This window comes from Streptomyces sp. NPDC060028 (assembly GCF_042736725.1).
Classification (GTDB): domain Bacteria; phylum Actinomycetota; class Actinomycetes; order Streptomycetales; family Streptomycetaceae; genus Streptomyces.
The window spans coordinates 1-19,469 of sequence record NZ_JBHWVJ010000119.1; the positions used below are offsets into that span (position 1 = coordinate 1).

Genomic DNA, 19,469 nt, shown 5'->3' on the forward strand with positions numbered 1-19,469 from the left:
TGGGCAAGGCGCTGCGGCGTCTGGGCCAGCGGGACCGGGCGCGGGTGTGCTGGCGGGACGCGGAGGTCGTTTTCACGCAGCTCGGTTCGTCCGAACTGGGCGAAGTCCAGGCCCTGTTGGCTGCCGAGGTCGCCGCCTGAGCAGCTGAACGAGGCGTTCATCGTTCGTTTATCGCCGCGCGGCAGTATGGGGTTCATCGACTCGGCGCGTCGGGGGGCGCGGGAGTCGGCTGGAGGACCACCCGTTCGGCGGTCCGCGGGGGAATCGCCGAACGGGCCCGACCCATCCATCAGGAGATTCGATGACGACGAACGAGAACATCCTGCCGAACGACGGCGACATCAAGCCGCTGGACAACCACGCGTCCGGTGTCGAAATCAAGCCGCTGGACAATCACGCGTCGGGCATCGAGATCAAACCGCTCGACAACCACGCCTCGGACGAGGACATCGTGACGCTGGACAACCACGCGTCCACTCCGCGTCCGTAAGGCGAGGCACAAGACGTACCACGGGGGGCCGGGGGTCACGGGGGACCAACGGGGGGCCAACGGGGTACACGGGGGAACGGCGGTCGCGGTGGCCCGGAGGGGGAGCCATCGCGGCCGCCGCATGTCCATGTCCGGCGCCGGTCCCGGACTCGTTCGCGGTCTCGGTCGCGGTCCCGGTCCCGGTCGGTCCCGGAAAGCTACGCTGGGACCGTGTTCACCTCACAGGGGCCGACCCTCCGCGAACTGGCCGTCCAGGCCCTGTCCTCGATCGAGCGGGGCTACGACCTGCTGGCGCCCAAGTTCGACCGCACCCCCTTCCGCACCCCGGACCGGATGCTCGACGCGGTCGAGGAGACCCTCGCGCAGTACGAGGGCTCCTTCGGTTCCGGGCTGGACCTGTGCTGCGGAACCGGCGCGGGCATCGGGATGCTCCGCCGGCTGTGCCGGGGCCCGGTCACCGGGGTGGACCTGAGCGCGGGGATGCTGGCCGAGGCCGGGCGGGCGCACGCGGACGAGCGCGTGGACTTCGTACGGGCGGACGCGCGGGCACTGCCGCCCGCGCTCGGCGGCTCGTACGACCTGGCGGTGAGCTTCGGGGCCTTCGGGCACTTCCTGCCGGCCGAGCGGCCCGCCGTCTTCGCCGGGGTGCACCACGCCCTGCGGCCGGGCGGGGTCTTCGCGTTCCCGATCGGCGCGCCGATCCCGCCGCGGCACCCGGCCTGGTGGGTGACGGCGGGCTTCGACGCGGCGATGCGGGTGCGCAATGCCGTGTGGCGGCCGCCGTTCGTCATGTACTACCGGACCTTCCCGCTGGGCGGCGTCCGCGCGGACCTGCGGGCGGCCGGCTTCACGGTGGAAACGGTCCCGCTGGAGCACTTCGGGCGCCGTCCCGACGGGCTGCCGCGGTGGCGGCTCGTACTGGCCCGGCGGGCGGCGGACGGCGGTGTGACCGCCGCCGGCGCCGCTAGCGGGAGCGCAGTTCGCGTTTGAGGACCTTGCCGCCCGCGTTGCGGGGCAGTTCGGCGACGAACTCCACCTCGCGCGGCACCTTGTAGTTGGCCATCTCCCGCCGCGACCACGCGATCAGGTCGTCGGCGGTGAGCAGCGAGCCGGGGCGCCGTACCGCGTAGGCCTTGCCGACCTCGCCGAGGCGCGGGTCGGGGACGCCGACGACGGCGACATCGGCGATGTCGGGGTGCAGGCCGAGGAGTTGCTCGATCTCGGCGGGGTAGGCGTTGAAGCCCCCGACGATGAACATGTCCTTGATCCGGTCGGTGATGCGCAGGTTTCCCGCGGCGTCGAGGACCCCGACGTCGCCGGTGCGCAGCCAGCCCTCCGCGGTGATGGCCTCGGCGGTCTCGGCGGGCTCCTCGAAGTAGCCCTGCATGACGTTGTGGCCGCGCACCCACACCTCGCCGGCTTCCCCGGCGGGCAGGGCGGCCCCGCCGGGGCCCGCGATGCGTACCTCGGTGCCGGGGATGGGCCGGCCCGAGGTGGAGGCGATGGTCTGCGCCGGGTCGCCGCGGCGGCACATGGTGACGATGCCGCCGGCCTCGGAGAGCCCGTAGGCGGTCAGGACGGTGGCGATGCGCAGTTCGCCGCGGAGCCGCTCGACGAGCCGCAGCGGCACCACGGCCGCTCCGGTGACGACCAGGCGCAGGGCGGTGAGGTCGTGGTGGTCGCGCTGGGGGTGGTCGAGCAGGGACTGGTGGAGCGTGGGCGGGCCGGGGAGTACGGAGATCCGTTCGGCGGCGACGTTGGCGAGGACGGTGTCGATGTTGAAGACGGGCTGGGGGATCATCGTGGCCCCGCGCATCAGGCAGGCGATGATCCCGGCCTTGTAGCCGAAGGTGTGGAAGAAGGGGTTCACGATCAGGTAGCGGTCGCCCTCGCGCAGTCCGGCGAGCTCGCTCCACACGTCATAGCAGCGCAGGGACTGGGCGTGGGTGATGACGGCGCCCTTGGGGCTGCCGGTGGTGCCGGAGGTGAAGATGATGTCGGAGGGGGCCTCGGGCCGTATCGCCTCGGTGCGCTCGCGGACCGCCTCGGGCGTGACGGTGTCGCCGCCGGCCAGGAAGTCCTTCCAGGTGCGGAAGGACTCGGGGGCGTCCTCGGCGAGGACGACGACCTGCTCCAGGTACTCCAGGCCGGGCAGCGGGCCGGAGCCGTGGCCGTCGGCCGCGGCGCGGCGCAGGGAGGCGACGTAGGAGGTGCCGAGGAAGGTGCCGGTGACGAACAGCAGCTTGGCGCGGCTGCGCTGGAGGACGTATGCGGCTTCGGCGCCCTTGAAACGCGTGTTGAGGGGGACGAGTACGGCGCCCGCCGAGACCGCTCCGAGCGCGGAGACGATCCACTCCAGGGTATTGGGCGCCCAGACGGCGACCCGGTCGCCCGGCTCGACCCCGGCGGCGATGCAGGCTGCCGCGGCGCGGCCGACGCGCTCGCCGAGCTGCGCGTAGCTGATGCGGACGCGTCCGTCCACGACGGCTTCGTGGTCGGCGTACTGCTCGGCGGCCGCGCGCACCAGTGTGCCGATGCTGCCCCAGCGCAGATCGCCCCGTACGTCCTCGCGCTCGTCCTCACGGCCGCCTTCGCGCTCGTCCTCACGGCCGCCTTCGCCCTCGCGCCTGCCCCCGTGCTTGCCCTCGCCGTTGCCCTTGCCCTCGTCCATCGCTCGCCCCTCCCCGCTCCCTGCGACACCGGTAGCTGACTATCCGTCAGATTAGCTGTAGCCTTCGCGGCTGTCAGTACTGGTGCACCCCCCGGAGGTGGCGATGGCGGCAACGCTCAAGGACGCTACGGCGATAGTCGGCATCGGGCAGACCGCCTTTGCCAAACAACTGCCGCAGTCCGAGAAGGAATTGGCCTGCCGGGCCATTCTGGCGGCGCTCGCCGACGCCGGCATAGCGCCGTCGGAGGTCGACGCCTTCTCCTCCTACACGATGGAGGAGACCGACGAGGTCGAGGTCGCCAAGGCCATCGGCGCCGGCGACGTCACCTTCTTCTCCAAGATCGGCTACGGCGGCGGCGGTTCCTGCGCGACCGTCGGCCACCTCGCGGCCGCCGTCGCCACCGGCCAGGCCACCGTCGGCGTCGCCTGGCGCTCGCGCAAGCGCGGCTCCGGCCCGCGCCCGTGGAAGAACACCGCCGTCCAGCTGCCCACCCCCGGCCAGTGGACCCGACCCTTCGGACTGCTGCGGCCCGCGGACGAGATCGGCATGCTGGCCCGCCGCTACATGCACGAGTACGGAGCCACCCGCGACCACCTCTTCAACGTCGCGATGGCTTGTCGCAACCGGGCCAACGAGAACCCGGCCGCGATGATGTACGACCGCCCGCTGACCCGCGAGATGTACATGACCTCCCGCATGATCAGCGACCCCCTCTGCCTGTTCGACAACTGCCTGGAGACGGACGGCGCGCTCGCCTGCGTGATCGTGAGCGCCGAGCGGGCCCGCGACTGCCAGCAGAAGCCCGTCTACGTCCACTCCGTCGCCCAGGGCCTGCCCGCCCAGCACCACGGCATGGTCAACTACTGGAACGACGACCCGCTGTCGGGCCCCGCCTGGACCGCCGCCCGACACCTGTGGAAACAGGCCGACTTCGGACCGCAGGACGTGGACGTGGCCCAGATCTACGACGCCTTCACCCCCCTGATCCCGCTGTCCCTGGAGGGCTACGGCTTCTGCGGGCGCGGCGAGGGCGCCGCCTTCACCGAGGGCGGGGCCCTGGAGATCGGCGGCCGGCTGCCCATCAACACCGGCGGCGGCGGGCTCAGCGAGGCCTACGTGCACGGCTTCAACCTGATCAACGAGGGCGTCAAGCAGCTGCGCGGCATCTCCACCGCCCAGGTGCCGGACGCCGCGACCTGCCTGGTGACGGCGGGCGAGGGTGTCCCGACGTCCGCGATCCTGCTGCGAGCCTGAGGAGCCGAAGATGACCGCTGACACCGCTGACACCGCTGCGACGGCCGAAACCGGCGGCGCCGCTGGCACTGACACTGCCACTGGCACTGCCACGGCCGGGGCCGGGGCCACGGCCGGCGCCGACGGCCTGCTGCTGCCCGTCCCCGACGAGGACGGCGCCCCCTTCTGGGAGTACGCCGCCCGGGGCGAACTGCGCGTCCAGGCCTGCTCCGCCTGCGGCAGACTCCGCTTCCCGCCGCGCCCCTGCTGCCCGCACTGCCAGTCCTTCGACTCCGAATGGCGCCCGATGAGCGGCCGCGGCCGCATCTGGTCCTACGTCCGGCCGCACCCGCCGCTGCTGCCCGCGTACGCCGCGCAGGCCCCGTACAACGTCGTCCTCGTCGAGCTCGCCGACGCCCCGCACATCCGCCTCGCCGGCAACCTCGTCACCTCGGCGGACGCCCCGCTCGACTCGATGGACCCGGCCCGGCTGCGCATCGGCGCGCGGGTCCAGGTGGTCTTCACCGAGACGGGCGGGATGGCCGTGCCGCGCTGGGTTCCGGAGAAGTCGTGACGCTGCGGGTGGAGCGGGACAAGGCGACCGGGGTCGCGGTCGTCACCCTGGACCGGGAGCGCAGGCACAACGCGATCGACCTGGCGACGGCGGCCGCACTGGGCGAGGTGTGGCGGGAGCTGCGCCACGCGGAGGACGTACGGGCGGTGGTGCTCACGGGCGCCGGGAGCGCCGCCTTCTGTACGGGCATCGACCGCGGCGTGGACGTACCGCAGCCGGCCTCCCCGTACTCGGCGGACGACCCGCTGATCGCCATCGGCCCCAAGGCGTGCGACCTGTGGAAGCCGGTGATCGCCGCGGTCAACGGCATGGCGTGCGGCGGGGCCTTCTACCTGCTGGGCGAGTCGGAGTTCATCGTCTCCTCCTCGTCCGCGACGTACTTCGACCCGCACACGACGTACGGCATGGTCAGCGCGTACGAGGCGGTCTACATGGCGCAGCGGATGCCCTTCGGCGAGGCCGCCCGGATGTCCCTGATGGGCACGGCGGAACGGCTCTCCGCGCAGCGGGCGTACGAGATCGGCCTGGTCTCGGAGCTGGCCGCGCCCGGGGAACTGCTCCCGGCGGCCCTGCGGGCGGCGCAGACCCTGGCCGGTTTCCCGACGGAGTCCGTGCAGGGGACCGTACGGGCGCTGTGGTCGGCCAAACAGGCCGCGCTCCAGCAGGCGCTGGCGCAGGCCCCGGCGCTGATCGCGCTGGGGAACCTGCCTGCGGAGCAGCAGGCGGAGCTGTTCGCGGGCCGGCGGGAGGCTGCCGTGGAGCCGCGGGTGCGGTGACGGTGACGGTGAGGGGGCGTACGCGTGCATCCCGCGCGGCCCGCGTCGTCAGCTGATGCGGCCGATCTCGCAGCGCTGGATCTCGGCGGCCTTGTCCGCGTGCGCCATCGGGACGGTGACCGTCTTGGCCTCGCGGCCCTTGAGGGTGACCCGGACCGAGGTGCTGTCGAGGTTGGCGCCGCTCGCGCCCGCGAAGTTCAGCGGTACGTCGACGGTGCGCTCGGTGTCCACGAGCGAGGTCACCTGGATGACGGCCTGCGGCCGGCCCGGTCCGGCGCAGGTGACGACCGTGGCGCGGGCGGGGTCCTTGGACTTGGTGCCGGTGCTCCCGCCGGTGGTGGTGTTGGTGGTGGTGTTGTTCGTGTGGGTGGTGCGCCTGCTCTTGGAGCTGGAGCAGCCGCCGCCACCGCTGCTGCTCTTGCTCTTGCTCTTTCCGCTGCTCCCGCCGTGCGACGAGAACCCCGTCAGCGCGAGCACCACGCCCACGAGCACCGCCGTGAACCTGATCCGCCGTGCAGCCGCCATGGCCGAATCCCTCCCCCTGGGCAACGGCGGGTCACGCTATCAGCCGCCGCCGACGGCGCAGCGGGCGACGAGGTCCCGTACGGCACCACGAGCGGGGCGGCGACGGAGGGGGCCCTGCGCCCGGGTGGAGCCGGCCTCCGGCGTGCGGCGGGTGGGGCCCGGGCGTAGCGTCGGGATCGAGACCCCTACCCCGGAGGGGCCGGGCATGATCCGTAACGTACTCGGCTCGCTGATGGGTCTCATCGGAGCGGCGGCCGCCGTCTGGAGCCCCTTCCGTGCCTGGTACGACGGCCGTCACGGACGCGACTACCGCGTCCAGGACCTCTTCTCCGCCGCCGGGATCACCTCGCTCCTGCTGCCGTTCCTCTTCGCCGCCCTGCTGGCGCTGGTGGTGATCGTGCTCAGGTCGCGCCGGTGCTGTGGATGGTCCGGCAGAGCCAGGCCGCGGGCGGCCTCTCGGTCGGCTGCTCCTCGCGTCGGCCGCCGTGCGCGGCCGCCCCCGCCCCCGCACTCGCACCCCCGCACCGGAACAACCGCCGCCGCCGACCGGACAGGCTTAGTCCGCGCGCCCCGGGCACTCGGTCGCGCGCTGGAAGTCCGTCACCGTGCGGCGGTAGCCGCTGTGCCCAGTACTGCAGGCGTGGCGCAGGGACCACACGGCCGGGGTGTCTGCGTCGTCCGCCGGGCCGGAGCCGTCGAGGCACGACGTGCATTCGGTTTCGTACACCGGCCCACTGCCGGTGCGGTCGCTGGAGAGCAGCCAGTCCGACGGGTTCACCACCCTCCCCGTCATGCCCGGACCCCTTTCACGGAGAGCTCGGCCCAGACCCGTTTGCCGGGCCCGACCCGCTCACCCACGGCCCACCGGTCCGCGACCGCCGCCACCAGGAACAATCCGCGCCCGCCATCGGCATCGACCTCGGGCACGCCCGCCTCCGGCCGAAGGGCGCACGCGTCGTGCACCTCGATCCGGACCCCGTCGGGCAGCCTCACGTACCGGGTCTCGATCTCCCGGTCCCTGGGGACGACGGCATGCCGCACCGCGTTGCCGACCAGCTCGGACACCACCAGCAGCCCGTCGTGCTCCAGATCGGAAAGCCCCCAGTCCGCCAGGGTCTTACGCAACTCCGCCCGTGCGAGCGGCACGCAACGGGCCTCCCTCCGCCATCGCCGTACCACTTCGACTTGATCTACCGGCAGGCCGATAAAATGCTCCACGCTGACGCTCCTTCGAAGCGTTGGCCACGCCCCCGGACCGTTGGCGCGGTCGCGGGGGTATTGCATTCATCGACGAGACTGGACCGGTGGACCGGTCCAGTCAACCCCCTGAGTGCATCACGTAGTTGTCCGTGCGCTCCCACAGGCCCTCAGGTGTTACGCCTTCTTCGCAGACCAGAGCCACTCCCGCCTCGTCGTACGCGGCGTGCAGGACCACCGCGACCGCACAAGGACGTTTCACCTGAAGGAGTTCGGCCTCCGCGCTCACTGCCAGGCGTACCGATGTGGTGTCCGTGCCGCGCACCGGCAGTCGCCCCGTGGCGCGGCGCACGTAGTGCGTGGTGCCCTCGGGGATCGGCCCGTTCTGGTGCAGGCGCGGGCAGATGTCCGCGACCTCCGGCGGAAACCAGGCGACGACGTGCGAAAGCGGCCCTCCCTCTTCCGTGAGGACGAGCCGGGCCCGATGGAGGGCCCGCCTGCCTGCCGCCAGGCCGAGAGCTTCGGCGATGTGGGACGGAGGCACCAGCATTTCCGGCGCGCCGAGCCGTCGGTACGCAGCGCCTCCCTGAACCCGGCTGGTTCCCGGGCCCCGGCCACCGGCCGGTCGCGCAACCGGAGCCTGGGTCACGGCGAATCCGCGCCCCTGGTGGGGAACCACCAGACCGTCGGCCCGCAGCACCTCCATGGCCTTGATGGCGGTCGCCCGTGAGACCGCCCATTGCTCGCACAGGTCGCGACTGGACGGCAGAAGGTCTCCGGGGCCGAACTCGCCGTCGGCAACCCGCCGCCGCAAGCTCTCCGCGATCTGTTCGTACTTCAGCAACGGCATGTGCGTTCCTTCAGTTCCTTCGGGCGACGGGCCGGCCGGTTGACCGGTCAGGCTAGGGGCTACCGCCACGTGCGGCCAGCACCCAGAATCGCAACCATGCCCACACACTCCGTAGGCCCAGAGATCATCGCTTTCTACAGCGAGACGATCAACGAATCCGACCGCCTGAGCACCAGCGCGGACGGGGTGCTGGAGATGATCCGCACCCAGGAACTCCTGCGGCGCCACCTCCCGGCCACGCCCGCCCGGATCATCGACATCGGCGCGGGCCCCGGCGCCCACGCCCGCTGGCTCACCAAAGACGGGTACGACGTCGACCTGATCGACCCGGTACCGCGCCATGTCGAGGAAGCGACCGCTGCCGGATTGCACTGCGTCCTCGGCGACGCCCGTGCCCTGACCGCCGACGACGACTCGTACGACGTCGCGCTCGTTCTCGGCCCGCTGTACCACCTGATCGAACGCGGCGACCGCATGCAGGCCCTCCGCGAGGCAGCGCGCGTGGTCCGCCCCGGCGGTATCGTCGCGGCCGCCGCCATCGGCCGGTACGCCTCCCTCTTCGAGCATGTCGCCACCACCATGCTCACTGTCGACCGGGTGCGCGACGCCGTCGCCGACATCCTCGTCAGCGGAATCCACGAACCGGGCCGCAAGGGGTTCACCAGCGCGTACTTCCACACCGGTGAGAGCCTGGCGGCGGAGATGTCGGAGGCCGGCCTGGACGCCCCCCGCGTGTACGGCATCGAGGGCCCGGTGTGGTCTGCGCTGAAGGCGACCGAACAGCACACCGGCGAAAGCCTGACCGACTCGAGGATGTTCGACGCGGCGCTGACCGCGGCACGCCTGGCAGAGCCCCACCCCGACCTGCTCGCCGCGAGTTCCCACATGCTCGCGGTGGCCACGGTGTCGGGAGTCCCGATCCCGTAGCCGCCTGGCCCGGACATGGCGGCGGCCCCGGCCCCCTGGTGGGGGCGGGGCCGGCCGGCCGGGCTGGCGGTGGGGGATCAGGCCTCGACGACGCCCGAGGACGCGATCTCGATCTTGGCGCGGGTGGTGCCGGACTGGGAGCCCAGACCCTCGATCTTGGTGACCAGGTCCGAACCCGAGACGACCTCGCCGAAGACGACGTGCTTGCCGTCCAGCCACGGGGTGGAGACGGTGGTGATGAAGAACTGCGAGCCGTTGGTGTTGCGGCCGGCGTTCGCCATCGACAGCAGGAACGGGCGGTCGTGCTTCAGCTGGAAGTTCTCGTCGGCGAACTTCTCGCCGTAGATGCTCTTGCCGCCGGTGCCGTTCTGGTTGGTGAAGTCGCCACCCTGCAGCATGAACTGCGGGATGACGCGGTGGAACGGCGAGCCCGCGTAGCCGAAGCCGTGCACGCCGGTGGCGAGCTCACGGAAGTTCTGGGCGGTCTTCGGGACGACGTCGTCGAAGAGCTTGAACTCGATGCGGCCGGCGGCCTCGCCGTTGATGCTGATGTCGAAGTAGACGTTGCTCATGGGACCCATCCTGTCACTCCCGGTGCGACCCGCGACCCGGAGGGCCCCCGGCAAGGCGCCGAACCCCGCCGACAGCTCAATCGAGTGAGCCGTCCGGCATATACCTGCGGCGTATGCCAACGTGCAACAGCCTGGCGAGAGACATCTGGAGGCACCTGATGCCGCGTACTTCCTTCCCCGGCCGTGGCACGCTCATCGAGGAGACGTACCTGGAAGGCGAAGCCAAGGGCAGGAACGAGGGCAGGACCGAGGGCAAGGCCGAGGAGCGCGCGCAGCTCGTGCTGCGTGTTCTCGACAACCGCGGGATCCCCGTCCTCCCCGAGTTCCGGGAGCGCGTCGTCGCCTGCGGCGACCTCGACACCCTCGGGCGGTGGATCGACCTCGCCTTCACCGTGTCCGAGGCCGAGAAGCTCTTCGCCGGGGAGGGCTGATCCCGGCGCTGCCGCCCCCGCCTGTGGTCCGGGCGGGGGCTTTACGTTTGCCCCGGGCGGGTCAGCCGGACGTACGGGTGCCCGTGCCCTTGGCGGCGTCCAGGGCGTAGACGCAGCGGTCCTTGCTGCATGCGTAGACCACGCCCGCCTCGGCCACCGGGGCGCCGGTGATCTCGCCGCCCGTGGCCAGCTTCCAGCGGAGCTGGCCGCCCGCCGCGTCCAGGGTGTACAGGCAGTGGTCGGCCGAGCCGAAGTGGACGCGGCCGTCCGCGACCGCCGGCGGGCCGGTGATCTCCCCGCCCGCGGCGAAGCGCCACTTCGGGGTGCCGGTGACCGCGTCGAGCGTGTACAGGGCGCTGCCCGCGCCCAGGTGGACGCTGCCGTTCGCGACCAGCACCGGGTCCGCGGACGGGCGCGGCTCGGTCGTGATGCGCCAGCGGTCCTTGCCGGTGGCCGCGTCCAGGGCGTAGACGGTGCCGAGGTAGTCCGCGAGGTAGACCCCGCCGCCCGTGACCGCCGCGCCCGGGGCGAAGGCCGGGGGCGCCAGGAACACGGCCGGGGCCTCGAAGTGCCAGCGAACCCGGCCCGAGGCCCGGTCCACGGACAGGACACGGGTCCCGGCCGCGACGTAGACGTTGCCGTCCGGGGCCGGGGTGACCCGTACGGGGACGTTGCCGCAGGAGGCCGCGTCGCCGACGGGGTACGACCAGGACTCGCGGCCGCTGCGGGCGTCCAGGGCGCGCAGCCGCGCGTCCTGCCACACGTACACGGTGCCGTCCGCCAGGACGGGGGCTCCCTCGGCGCTCTCGAAGTCCGTCTGGGCGCCGGTCAGCTCCCACAGCTTCTGGCCGTTCGAAGCCTCCCAGCCCTGTACGCCGCCCCCGCGCGTGGCCGTGACGACGGTGCCCCGGTCGGCGCGCAGGGCGTACACCCAGGCGTCGGTGGACAGCCGCCACCGCTCGGAGCCGTCGGTGGCGTCGAGCGCGTAGAGGGAGGGCCCGTCGGAGGCGTGGATCCGGCCGCCCGCGACGGCCATGGACCAGGCGACGTCCCGGGTCTTGAACTGGCGCCGGCCGCTCGCCACGTCCAGGGCGTGCACCTCGAAGGAGGTGACGTAGAGCATGTCTCCCGCGACCGTCGGGGTCCCCCAGACCTCGTTGGACATCCGGAAGCGCCACGGGCGCCAGCGCCCGCTGTCCGGGGCCGGCCCGGGGTTCGGGATCGCCACCACCGAAGACGCCACCGAAGACGCCACCGACGAAGCGGCCGCCACCACCGCCGAAGACCCGCCCGGCGGGCGCACCCAGCCGGTCGCCGAATCCGCGGCCGCCGCGTGCGCGGCCGGAGCCGAGGCACTCGCGCGCGGCCCCGGCCCGATCGGCACCGGGGAGCCGCCCAGCCGTACGGGCTCGCCCGACGGCGCGGGTGTCAGCGGCGGCCGCTCGGGGCGCTGCGGAACGGCCTGGCCGGTACGCGGGTCGAGCCACGGGTCGGCGCCGCCGCGCTGCCGACGGTGCGTGGCGGGACCCGAGACGGGGTCGGACAGGGGCTCGGACAGCGGCTCGGGGGCCGGCACCGGGACCGGCGCGGCCGGGGTGCGCTGCCCCGCCCGCCGGGTCTCGATCATCGCGACGGCCGACGTGGGCAGCCACGCCGAGGCGGTGCCGCTGTCGTCGCCGCCGTCGAACAGATGCGGGGCGAGCTGCGCCTGCAGGTCGGCGGGGGTCGGGCGCCGGGTGGCGTCCATCTGCATGCAGGAGTCGATCAGCGGCCGCAGCTCGTCCGGGAGCCCCTCCAGGTTGGGCCCCTCGCGCAGCAGCATGAACACCGTCTCCACCGGGTTCGCCCCGTGGTACGGCGGATGCCCGGTCGCGGCGAAGACCAGCGTGGAGCCGAGCGAGAAGACGTCGCTGGCGCCCTTGACGCTGCGCGAGTCCTTCGCCTGCTCGGGCGACATGTACGCGGGCGTGCCGACGGCGACGTTCGTCATGGTCAGACGGGTGTTGGAGACCCCGCTCGCGATGCCGAAGTCGATCACGCGCGGGCCGTCCTCGACGACGAGCACGTTGGACGGCTTCAGGTCGCGGTGGACCAGGCCCGCCCCGTGGATGGACTGCAGCGCCTCGGCGATGCCCGCGGCGAGCCACCGTACGGCCTGGGCGGGCATGGGCCCGCACTCGTTGACGATCTCCTCCAGGGAGGGCGCCGGCACGTACGCGGTCGCCAGCCACGGTACGGCGGCGCGCGGGTCGGCGTCGACGACGGCCGCGGTGTAGAAGCCGGACACGGCGCGCGCCGCCTCCACCTCGCGGGTGAAGCGCACGCGGAACAACTGGTCCTCGGCGAGCTCGGTGCGCACCGTCTTGATCGCGACTCGGCGTCCGGACGCCGACCGTGCGAGATAGACCAGCCCCATGCCGCCGGCGCCGAGCCGTCCCAGCACCTCGAAGGGGCCGATCCGTCTCGGGTCGTGCTGCGTCAGCTGCTCCACCACTCGCCTCCACACCTCCCCGTACGGGCCCTTCGCCGGGTCCGCTTCCTTCACAGCACGCGCCACCGGCACGCGCCACCAGCGCGCGCCACCAGCACACGCGCCACAGCACACGCGCCGACACAGGCCGGCACGCGGCGGCACACGGCGGTCGGCCGGTGCAGCGTCACACTCCGGGCCCCGCCCGGGGTCGTGCAAACCCGATTCTGTCAGGCCCGCGCCCGGTCCGGCCCCGACTGGGCCCGGAACCGGGCCTGGAACGGGCCCGGAGCGGGCCGAGCGGGCCCGGGTGCGGCTCCGATCGGGCCCGGCTACGCCTGCGGCTTCGTACGCGGCTCCGACAGGAGTCCGAAGACCGCCCCCTGATTGTCCGCGACGACCGCGATCCGCCCGTGGGGGGTGTCGAAGGGATCGGCGGTGACCCGCCCGCCCAGCCGCTGGACCATCGCCACGGACTGGTCGCAGTCCGGTACGGCGAAGTACGCCAGGAAGTGCGCGGGCATGACGTCGGGAAAGGCGTCGGTGATCAGGCTGCGGCCCATGACGGCGCTGCCCGGTCCGGGCGCGCTGCCCGGCGGGGACCAGACGCGGTACTCCACTCCGGCGTCGTCCTGGTCCTGCGGGACGTAGCCGAAGACCTTGGCGTAGAACACGTCCACCGCGTCGCGGGCCCGTGTGTAGACCTCGGTCCAGCAGTAGGTGTACGGCTCCCGCTGGGCGTCGAAGCCGTGGTGGGTGCCGGGCTGCCACAGCCCGAAGACGGCCCCGCCGGGGTCGGCGGCCATCGCGGCAGCCCCGTACGGGCCCACGGGCATGGGGTCCATCACCATCTGGCCGCCGGCGGCGCGGATGCGCTGGGCGCAGGCGTAGGCGTCGGAGGTGTAGAGGTAGATCCCCCATACGGTGGGCATCCGGCCGTCGGGCTTGGGGGCGAGCGCGGCGACGTTGCGGCCGCGGCTGTAGGCCTGGGTGTAGTGGCCGTACTCGGGTCCGGCGCTGTCGGCGAAAGTCCACCCGAAGAGCTCACCGTAGAAGCGCTTGCCCGCCTCGACGTCGGGAAGCGAGGCATCCACCCAGCAGGGTGCGCCTTCCGCGAATGCGGCCATGAGCCCGTTTCCTTCCGTTATGCGGGGGTGTGCCCCCTCCCGCCATCCTCCCCCAGCCATGATCCGACCGAAAACTTGTCCACAGCCTGTTGATAAGACTATTCGGGGGATACCGCCCGCAAGGGGTGCGGCGCGCCCTGGGGCGCCCACACGGCCGAAATGGATCCGCCCGACGCCACGTGACCGCTCCAAGCCCAGGCCAGGCGCCCCGTAACCCCATTTGCAGGCGGCCGAATCGCGCCCCGATCACCCCTCGGTAAGCTGACGGCATGACAGGACAAGTACGCACCGTCGACGGCCGCGTTGCCGGCCGGCGCGGTCAGGCGACGCGGCAGAAGTTGCTCGACTGCCTCAGCGAGATGCTCAGCTCCTCGCCGTACCGCGACGTCAAGGTGATCGACGTCGCCCGCAAGGCCGGAACCTCGCCCGCGACCTTCTACCAGTACTTCCCGGACGTCGAAGGCGCCGTCCTGGAGATCGCCGAGGAAATGGCCAACGAGGGCGCGCAGTTGACGTCGCTCGTCGAGGGCCGTTCCTGGGTCGGCAAGGCCGGCTGGGCGGCGGCGGAGGAACTCGTCGAGGGATTCCTGGACTTCTGGCGGCGCAACGACGCGATCCTGCGGGTCGTCGACCTCGGCGCGGCCGAGGGCGACAAGCGCTTCTACAAGATCCGCATGAAGATCCTGAACTCCGTCACCAACTCCCTCACGGAGTCGATGAAGGAACTCCAGGCCAAGGGCAAGGTCGACAAGGACCTCAGCCCGGCGGCGATGGCCGGTTCGCTGGTCGCGATGCTGGCCGCGGTCGCCTCGCACCAGAAGGGCTTCCAGACCTGGGGCGTCAAGCAGGCCGAGCTCAAGCCGAACCTGGCGCTGCTCGTCCACCTCGGCATCACGGGCAAGAAGCCGACCAAGTAGCGGCGGCCCCCACCTGCCGGGGGTCCGCCCCCGCCGGGGGTCCCCCCTGCCGGGGTCCGCCGCCGCCCGCTGCCTCACGCTTCCTGCCGATGTTCCGCCGCGATCAGCGCCGCTCCAGGCGGAACAGCCGGATCTCGCGCTCGATGCGCGCCTGGTACGTCGCGTACGGCGGCCAGAACTTCAACACCGCCTGCCACGCCACCGCGCGCTCCTCGCCCGCCAGCAGGCGGGCCCGTACCGCGATGTCCTGCCCCTTCCAGCTCACCTGCGCGTCGGGGTGCTTGAGCAGGTTCCCGGTCCACGCCGGATGCCCGGGCCGGCCGAAGTTGGAGCCGATCAGCAGCCAACTCGCGCCGCCCTCCTCCGGCATGCACGCGAGCGGGGTGGTGCGCGGCTCGCCGGTCTTGGCGCCCTTGGCGGTGAGGATCACGCCGGGGAGCATCTGGGCGCTGAGGATGACCTTGCCGCGGGTCAGCTTGTGCACCGCCTTGTCCATGGCGGGGATGAAGTGCGGTGCGATCTTGGCGAACAGCATGGTCGAGGAGACCTTCTGCATCAGCTTGACGCCGGGAGCCATCAGACGGCCACCCTCTCGGATGTATCGGATGTGCCGGATGTGGGGGATGTGGATGTAGGGGATGTAGGGGTGAAGAGGCCGGCGCGCTGGGCCGCGTGCGCCCGCAGCCGGTGCACGGGGCCGAAGAGCAGCTCGTCGGCCGCCGCCCGCTTGAAGTAGAGGTGCGCGTCGTGCTCCCAGGTGAAGCCGATGCCGCCGTGCAGCTGGATCGCCTCTCCGGCGGTGGTCCGCAGGGCCTCCAGCGCCTGGGCCAGGGCGAGGCCGCCCTGTTGCGGGTCCCACGCCGCGTAATAGGCGGCGGAGCGGGCCGCCTGCACCTGTACGTACAGGTCGGCGAGCCGGTGCTTGACCGCCTGGAAGGAACCGATGGCCCGGCCGAACTGCTCGCGCTGGCGGACGTACTCCACGGTGCGGGCCAGCGCCTGCCCGGCCGCGCCGACCGCCTCGGCCGCGAGCACGGCGGCGGCGGTGCGCCCGGTGGCGGCGAGGGCGCCGAGCACGTCGGCCTCCGCGTCGCCCAGCAGCTCCGCCGGTACGTCGCGCAGTTGCACGCGGGCCTGCGGCCGGGTCTCGTCCAGGGTCGCCTGCCGTGACCGTACGAGGCCGGGCGCGCCCTCCCGTACGAGGAACAGCAGCGTGCGGCTGCGCGCGAAGCCGCCCGTGTGCGCGGCGACCAGGAGCAGCGAGGCACTGTGCCCGTCGAGCACCTGGGCGCTCTCCCCGTACAGCCGCCAGCCGCCGTCCTCCCCGGCACGGGCCTGGACGCCGCCTGCGCGGCCGCCGCCCGCCCAGTCGCCGGGGGCGTTGTCGCCGGTCAGCGCGAGGGCGGTGGCGAGCGCCGGGCCCGGGACGGCGAGGGCGGCCGTGAGGTCGCCGGCCGCGAGGGGCGGGAGCAGGGTGGAGCGCTGGTCCTCGGTGCCGAGGGCGGTGATCAGCGGCACCCCGAGCGCGGCGGTGGCCAGCAGGGGCGAGGGGAGCAGCGCGCGCCCGGTCTCCTCGCAGGCCAGGACCAGATCGGCGGGGGCGCAGCCGACGCCTCCGTACTCCTCCGCGATGGCGATGCCCGGCAGGCCGAGCTGCTGCGCGAGCTGCTGCCACAGCTCGCGGTCGTGTCCGGCGGCGGTGCGGACGGCGGCCTTGACCTCGTCCGGTCCGCAGCGTTTGCCCAGGATCTCGCGCAGGGTGCGGCGCATCTCGTCCTGCTCCGCGGTGAAGGCGGCGTCCATCGTCGGGCTCCTCCCCGTATCTGACGGGCCGTCATGTTAGGGCGGGCGGCGGCAGATGCACAGGGGGCGGGGAGGGTGAGTGCGGGAGCACGGGCGGCGTGTCGCGCGCCGCCTCCGGCGGACTAGAAACTGACAGGCCGTCAGATGTACCGTCGGGCCATGCCTGGACCCACACCCGGACCCCTCTCCGGGCCCTCTCCCGCCACCTCCTCCTCCGCCGCCGCGGGCACGGGCGGCCGCCGCCGCAGGGTCGCGGTCGTCGGCGTCGCCCTCTCGGACTGCGGCCGGGTGGACGGCCCCACCCCGTACGCCCTGCACGCACAGGCCGCCCGGCGCGCCCTGGCCGACTCGGGCCTCGACCGCTCGGTCATCGACGGCTTCGCCTCGGCCGGCCTCGGCATCCTCGCCCCGATCGAGGTGGCCGAGTACCTCGGACTGCGGCCCACCTGGGTCGACTCCACCTCGGTCGGCGGCGCCACCTGGGAGGTCATGGCCGCACACGCGGCGGACGCCATCGCCGCCGGGCACGCCAACGCCGTACTGCTGGTCTACGGATCCACCGCCCGGGCGGACATCAAGGCCCGCCGGCGCACCTCGAACCTGTCCTTCGGCGCGCGGGGACCGCTGCAGTTCGAGGTCCCGTACGGGCACACGCTGGTGTCCAAGTACGCGATGGCCGCGCGGCGCCACATGCACGAGTACGGGACGACCCTGGAGCAGCTCGCGTCGGTGGCCGTACAGGCACGGGCGAACGCCGCCACCAACCCGGACGCGATGTTCCGCGACCCGATCACGGTGGACGAGGTCCTGTCGGGCGACATGATCGCGGACCCGTTCACGAAGCTGCACTGCTGCATCCGCTCCGACGGCGGCTGCGCGGTGCTGCTGGCCGCGGAGGACTACGTACCGGACACGGCGAAGGCGCCCGTCTGGGTCCTGGGCACGGGCACGTCGGCCTCCCACACCACCATGTCCGAGTGGGAGGACTTCACGGTGTCCCCGGCCGCGGTCTCGGGCCGCCTGGCCTTCGAACGGGCGGGCGTGAGCCCGGCGGACGTGGACCTCGCGCAGATCTACGACGCCTTCACGTACATGACCCTGGTCACCCTGGAGGACCTCGGCTTCTGCGCGAAGGGCGAGGGCGGGGCCTTCGTGGAGAAGGGCCGCCTGCTGCGGGACGGGGAACTCCCGGTCAACACCGACGGCGGCGGCCTCTCGGCCTGCCACCCGGGCATGCGCGGCCTCTTCCTCCTGGTCGAGGCGGTCCGCCAACTCCGCGGCGAATCCGGCCCGGGCCAGGTCCACAGACGCGACGGCACCCTCCCAGAACTGGCGGTCGCGTCGGGCACGGGCGGCTGGTTCTGCTCGTCGGGGACGGTGGTGCTGGGGCGGGGGTGAGGGGGGTACCGGGGTAGAACGGGGTAGAACGGGCCTGACCGGGCTTGAACGGGGGCGTTGACAGGGTTTGGGAGTTTCCCGTCAGTCTCATCGTCTCTCCGCGTCGGCCCGGCCTGTCAAGGGCGCTCCCTACGGTCGCGTCGCTACGCGATGGCCTTCGGCCACCCTTGACAGACCGACCCGCCACGGAAACACGAAGACTGTCGGGAAACCCCCAAAAGGACGTGGCCGGGGACCGGACCGATCCGACCTCCTCCCCGTACCCCCTTGCGGGACGGAGGGCCGCCTCGACGAAAGACCACCACCCCAACCCGCCCCGAACGGTGGCCAAATGATCCGGCCGGGGGAGGGCAGGCGCGTCAGACCGTTACGCGTCCCACTTGCTCAGCGGCTGCAGGCCGCCCGTGGCCGGACATAAGCCGCCCACACTCCCGACACCCTCCTCACCGACCGCGACCGACGGCCGTCATGGGGTGGACAGCCGCCTGAGGCGTCTGTGATGTCCGCCGACGTCAGACTCCGACGATGTGCACGTGACCGCCGCAGAGTTTCGCCATGTCGTCCACATCCGACGTCAGCAGAACGACAGGGCGGCGCTGCCGCAATGCGGCTTCAGCCACAGCCGCATCGATGGCGAACTTGTGGCCGTGCAAGCCCGCCGCCATCAGGAGGGCTGATGCGGCTCGCGCTTCCTCGTCACCCACGGAAATCACGCGCACACCGGAAAGAACCCAGTTCAAACGGGCTTTGTCGGTACGTGCGTGCACCGCCTCAATGATCGTGAGTGCGCACATCACGACTTCCATGCCACGGCTACGAGCTTCTGCGACGAGAGCCACCACAGGCTCTTCGTCGTTCAGCAGCTTCGACAGACCTTCACTGTCGAGAAGCAGCGTGCCTTCACGCGTCAGCTTGCGGCGGGCCATTCGTCGCCTTCCGCGAAGACTTCGTCGAAGACCTGCCGGGCCGCTTGCCGGGACTCGGCGGCGAGAGGGCCGCGCCTCTGTTCGTAGTCGGCCAGGTACTCGTCCAAGATCTGCCCCCGCAGCTCACGCTCGACTGCTGCGGTGACGAATGCGGAAAACTCCCGCTTGCCCACACGGGCGCGGATCGCCTCGGCGGTCCCCTCGGGCAAGGAGAGACTCACCCTCGCCGCCGGTCCCTCACCGATGCCGTACGTCGTCTCAGACACCCTTCCAGTTTATCAAACATGTAGGAAACCGGGCGGATGGACGGCCGTCGGTCGCGGTCGGCGAGACGCATGAAGTGAGTGTGGGCGGCTTGTGTCCGGCCACGGACGGCCTGCAGTCGCTGAGTAAGTGGAGCGCCTGGCGGTCTGCTGCGCCTGACCCCCCGACGCGGTCATCAAGCCACCGTGCGGGGCAGGTTGGGGCCGCCTTTCGCCGGGGCCTCCTCCCGTCCCGCAAAGGAGTGCGGGAAAGTGAGAAGTCCGCTCCCGGCCCGTCCTTTTGGGGGTTTCCCGACAGTCTTCGTGTTTCCGTGGCGG

Annotated in this window: 22 protein-coding genes; 9 read left to right on the forward strand and 13 right to left on the reverse strand. The window is 72.3% G+C overall.

The window, feature by feature from the left end:
* Nucleotides 1-301 precede the first annotated feature (301 nt).
* Nucleotides 302-490 carry a hypothetical protein gene (locus ACFWBF_RS34400; protein ID WP_385608684.1) on the forward strand — a complete coding sequence of 63 codons (189 nt, stop codon included), beginning with the start codon at nt 302-304 and terminating at the stop codon, nt 488-490.
* Nucleotides 491-700: 210 nt separating this feature from the next.
* The gene (locus ACFWBF_RS34405; protein WP_385608686.1) at nt 701-1,480 is read left to right on the forward strand and encodes a class I SAM-dependent methyltransferase; all 780 of its coding nucleotides are present in this window, start codon (nt 701-703) and stop codon (nt 1,478-1,480) included.
* On the opposite strand, the gene ACFWBF_RS34410 is transcribed toward ACFWBF_RS34405, so the two are convergent.
* On the reverse strand, nt 1,455-3,161 hold the full coding sequence (locus ACFWBF_RS34410; protein ID WP_385608688.1) for a FadD3 family acyl-CoA ligase: 1,707 nt from the start codon (nt 3,159-3,161) through the stop codon (nt 1,455-1,457). The genes ACFWBF_RS34405 and ACFWBF_RS34410 overlap by 26 nt on opposite strands.
* Before the next feature lie 103 nt (nt 3,162-3,264).
* Between ACFWBF_RS34410 and ACFWBF_RS34415 the strand changes: the two genes are divergently transcribed.
* From ACFWBF_RS34415 to ACFWBF_RS34425, 3 genes are read left to right on the forward strand one after another with little or no spacing between them, the layout of a single operon-like run.
* A complete protein-coding gene (locus ACFWBF_RS34415) occupies nt 3,265-4,416 on the forward strand; it encodes a lipid-transfer protein (protein WP_385608690.1) in 1,152 nt (383 codons plus the stop codon).
* Between the two features lie 10 nt (nt 4,417-4,426).
* Entirely contained in the window at nt 4,427-4,969 is a 543-nt protein-coding gene (locus ACFWBF_RS34420; RefSeq protein ID WP_385608692.1) for a Zn-ribbon domain-containing OB-fold protein, read from the forward strand.
* A complete protein-coding gene (locus ACFWBF_RS34425; protein WP_385608694.1) occupies nt 4,966-5,745 on the forward strand; it encodes an enoyl-CoA hydratase/isomerase family protein in 780 nt (259 codons plus the stop codon). Before ACFWBF_RS34420 ends, ACFWBF_RS34425 begins: the two co-directional genes overlap by 4 nt.
* A 48-nt stretch (nt 5,746-5,793) precedes the next feature.
* Here ACFWBF_RS34425 and ACFWBF_RS34430 read toward each other — a convergent pair whose 3' ends face one another.
* The 5 genes from ACFWBF_RS34430 to ACFWBF_RS34450 all read right to left on the reverse strand — a co-directional run bounded on the left by ACFWBF_RS34430 (nt 5,794) and on the right by ACFWBF_RS34450 (nt 8,317).
* Nucleotides 5,794-6,270 carry a hypothetical protein gene (locus tag ACFWBF_RS34430; RefSeq protein WP_385608696.1) on the reverse strand — a complete coding sequence of 159 codons (477 nt, stop codon included), beginning with the start codon at nt 6,268-6,270 and terminating at the stop codon, nt 5,794-5,796.
* Between the two features lie 39 nt (nt 6,271-6,309).
* Nucleotides 6,310-6,477, reverse strand: a complete 168-nt coding sequence (locus ACFWBF_RS34435; RefSeq protein ID WP_385608698.1) for a hypothetical protein — start codon at nt 6,475-6,477, stop codon at nt 6,310-6,312.
* Between the two features lie 349 nt (nt 6,478-6,826).
* Nucleotides 6,827-7,063, reverse strand: coding sequence for a hypothetical protein (locus tag ACFWBF_RS34440; protein WP_385608700.1), 237 nt, complete (start codon nt 7,061-7,063; stop codon nt 6,827-6,829).
* Nucleotides 7,060-7,488 carry an ATP-binding protein gene (locus ACFWBF_RS34445; protein ID WP_385608702.1) on the reverse strand — a complete coding sequence of 143 codons (429 nt, stop codon included), beginning with the start codon at nt 7,486-7,488 and terminating at the stop codon, nt 7,060-7,062. Before ACFWBF_RS34445 ends, ACFWBF_RS34440 begins: the two co-directional genes overlap by 4 nt.
* 100 nt (nt 7,489-7,588) lie before the next feature.
* The gene (locus ACFWBF_RS34450; protein WP_385608704.1) at nt 7,589-8,317 is read right to left on the reverse strand and encodes a GntR family transcriptional regulator; all 729 of its coding nucleotides are present in this window, start codon (nt 8,315-8,317) and stop codon (nt 7,589-7,591) included.
* A 96-nt stretch (nt 8,318-8,413) separates the two neighbouring features.
* Here ACFWBF_RS34450 and ACFWBF_RS34455 point away from each other — a divergent pair, with 96 nt between their 5' ends.
* Nucleotides 8,414-9,244 (forward strand): class I SAM-dependent methyltransferase, encoded by an 831-nt coding sequence (locus ACFWBF_RS34455; protein ID WP_385608706.1) that lies wholly within the window; start codon nt 8,414-8,416, stop codon nt 9,242-9,244.
* 77 nt (nt 9,245-9,321) lie between these two features.
* Here the strand turns inward: ACFWBF_RS34455 and ACFWBF_RS34460 are convergent, their stop codons facing one another.
* Nucleotides 9,322-9,816, reverse strand: coding sequence for a peptidylprolyl isomerase (locus tag ACFWBF_RS34460; RefSeq protein ID WP_385608708.1), 495 nt, complete (start codon nt 9,814-9,816; stop codon nt 9,322-9,324).
* Between the two features lie 158 nt (nt 9,817-9,974).
* On the opposite strand from ACFWBF_RS34460, the gene ACFWBF_RS34465 reads away from it, so the two are divergent.
* Nucleotides 9,975-10,247 (forward strand): hypothetical protein, encoded by a 273-nt coding sequence (locus ACFWBF_RS34465; protein ID WP_385608710.1) that lies wholly within the window; start codon nt 9,975-9,977, stop codon nt 10,245-10,247.
* Nucleotides 10,248-10,308: 61 nt separating this feature from the next.
* Here ACFWBF_RS34465 and ACFWBF_RS34470 read toward each other — a convergent pair whose 3' ends face one another.
* Together ACFWBF_RS34470 and ACFWBF_RS34475 are read right to left on the reverse strand one after the other, a co-directional pair.
* The gene (locus tag ACFWBF_RS34470) at nt 10,309-12,741 is read right to left on the reverse strand and encodes a PQQ-binding-like beta-propeller repeat protein (protein WP_385608724.1); all 2,433 of its coding nucleotides are present in this window, start codon (nt 12,739-12,741) and stop codon (nt 10,309-10,311) included.
* 308 nt (nt 12,742-13,049) lie between these two features.
* Complete coding sequence (locus ACFWBF_RS34475) at nt 13,050-13,844, reverse strand: VOC family protein (RefSeq protein WP_385608712.1); 795 nt, start codon at nt 13,842-13,844, stop codon at nt 13,050-13,052.
* A gap of 269 nt (nt 13,845-14,113) precedes the next feature.
* Here ACFWBF_RS34475 and ACFWBF_RS34480 point away from each other — a divergent pair, with 269 nt between their 5' ends.
* Nucleotides 14,114-14,761, forward strand: coding sequence for a TetR family transcriptional regulator (locus ACFWBF_RS34480; protein ID WP_385225365.1), 648 nt, complete (start codon nt 14,114-14,116; stop codon nt 14,759-14,761).
* A gap of 103 nt (nt 14,762-14,864) precedes the next feature.
* Here the strand turns inward: ACFWBF_RS34480 and ACFWBF_RS34485 are convergent, their stop codons facing one another.
* Nucleotides 14,865-15,338, reverse strand: a complete 474-nt coding sequence (locus ACFWBF_RS34485) for a nitroreductase family deazaflavin-dependent oxidoreductase (protein ID WP_385608714.1) — start codon at nt 15,336-15,338, stop codon at nt 14,865-14,867.
* Nucleotides 15,338-16,564: an acyl-CoA dehydrogenase family protein gene (locus tag ACFWBF_RS34490; protein ID WP_385608716.1), complete on the reverse strand. Its 1,227-nt coding sequence runs from the start codon at nt 16,562-16,564 to the stop codon at nt 15,338-15,340. Before ACFWBF_RS34490 ends, ACFWBF_RS34485 begins: the two co-directional genes overlap by 1 nt.
* 159 nt (nt 16,565-16,723) lie before the next feature.
* On the opposite strand from ACFWBF_RS34490, the gene ACFWBF_RS34495 reads away from it, so the two are divergent.
* Nucleotides 16,724-17,962 carry an acetyl-CoA acetyltransferase gene (locus ACFWBF_RS34495; protein WP_385608718.1) on the forward strand — a complete coding sequence of 413 codons (1,239 nt, stop codon included), beginning with the start codon at nt 16,724-16,726 and terminating at the stop codon, nt 17,960-17,962.
* A gap of 512 nt (nt 17,963-18,474) precedes the next feature.
* Here the strand turns inward: ACFWBF_RS34495 and ACFWBF_RS34500 are convergent.
* Both ACFWBF_RS34500 and ACFWBF_RS34505 read right to left on the reverse strand, forming a co-directional pair.
* Entirely contained in the window at nt 18,475-18,888 is a 414-nt protein-coding gene (locus ACFWBF_RS34500; protein ID WP_385608720.1) for a DNA-binding protein, read from the reverse strand.
* Entirely contained in the window at nt 18,870-19,154 is a 285-nt protein-coding gene (locus tag ACFWBF_RS34505) for a hypothetical protein (RefSeq protein ID WP_385608722.1), read from the reverse strand. Before ACFWBF_RS34505 ends, ACFWBF_RS34500 begins: the two co-directional genes overlap by 19 nt.
* Nucleotides 19,155-19,469 lie beyond the last annotated feature (315 nt).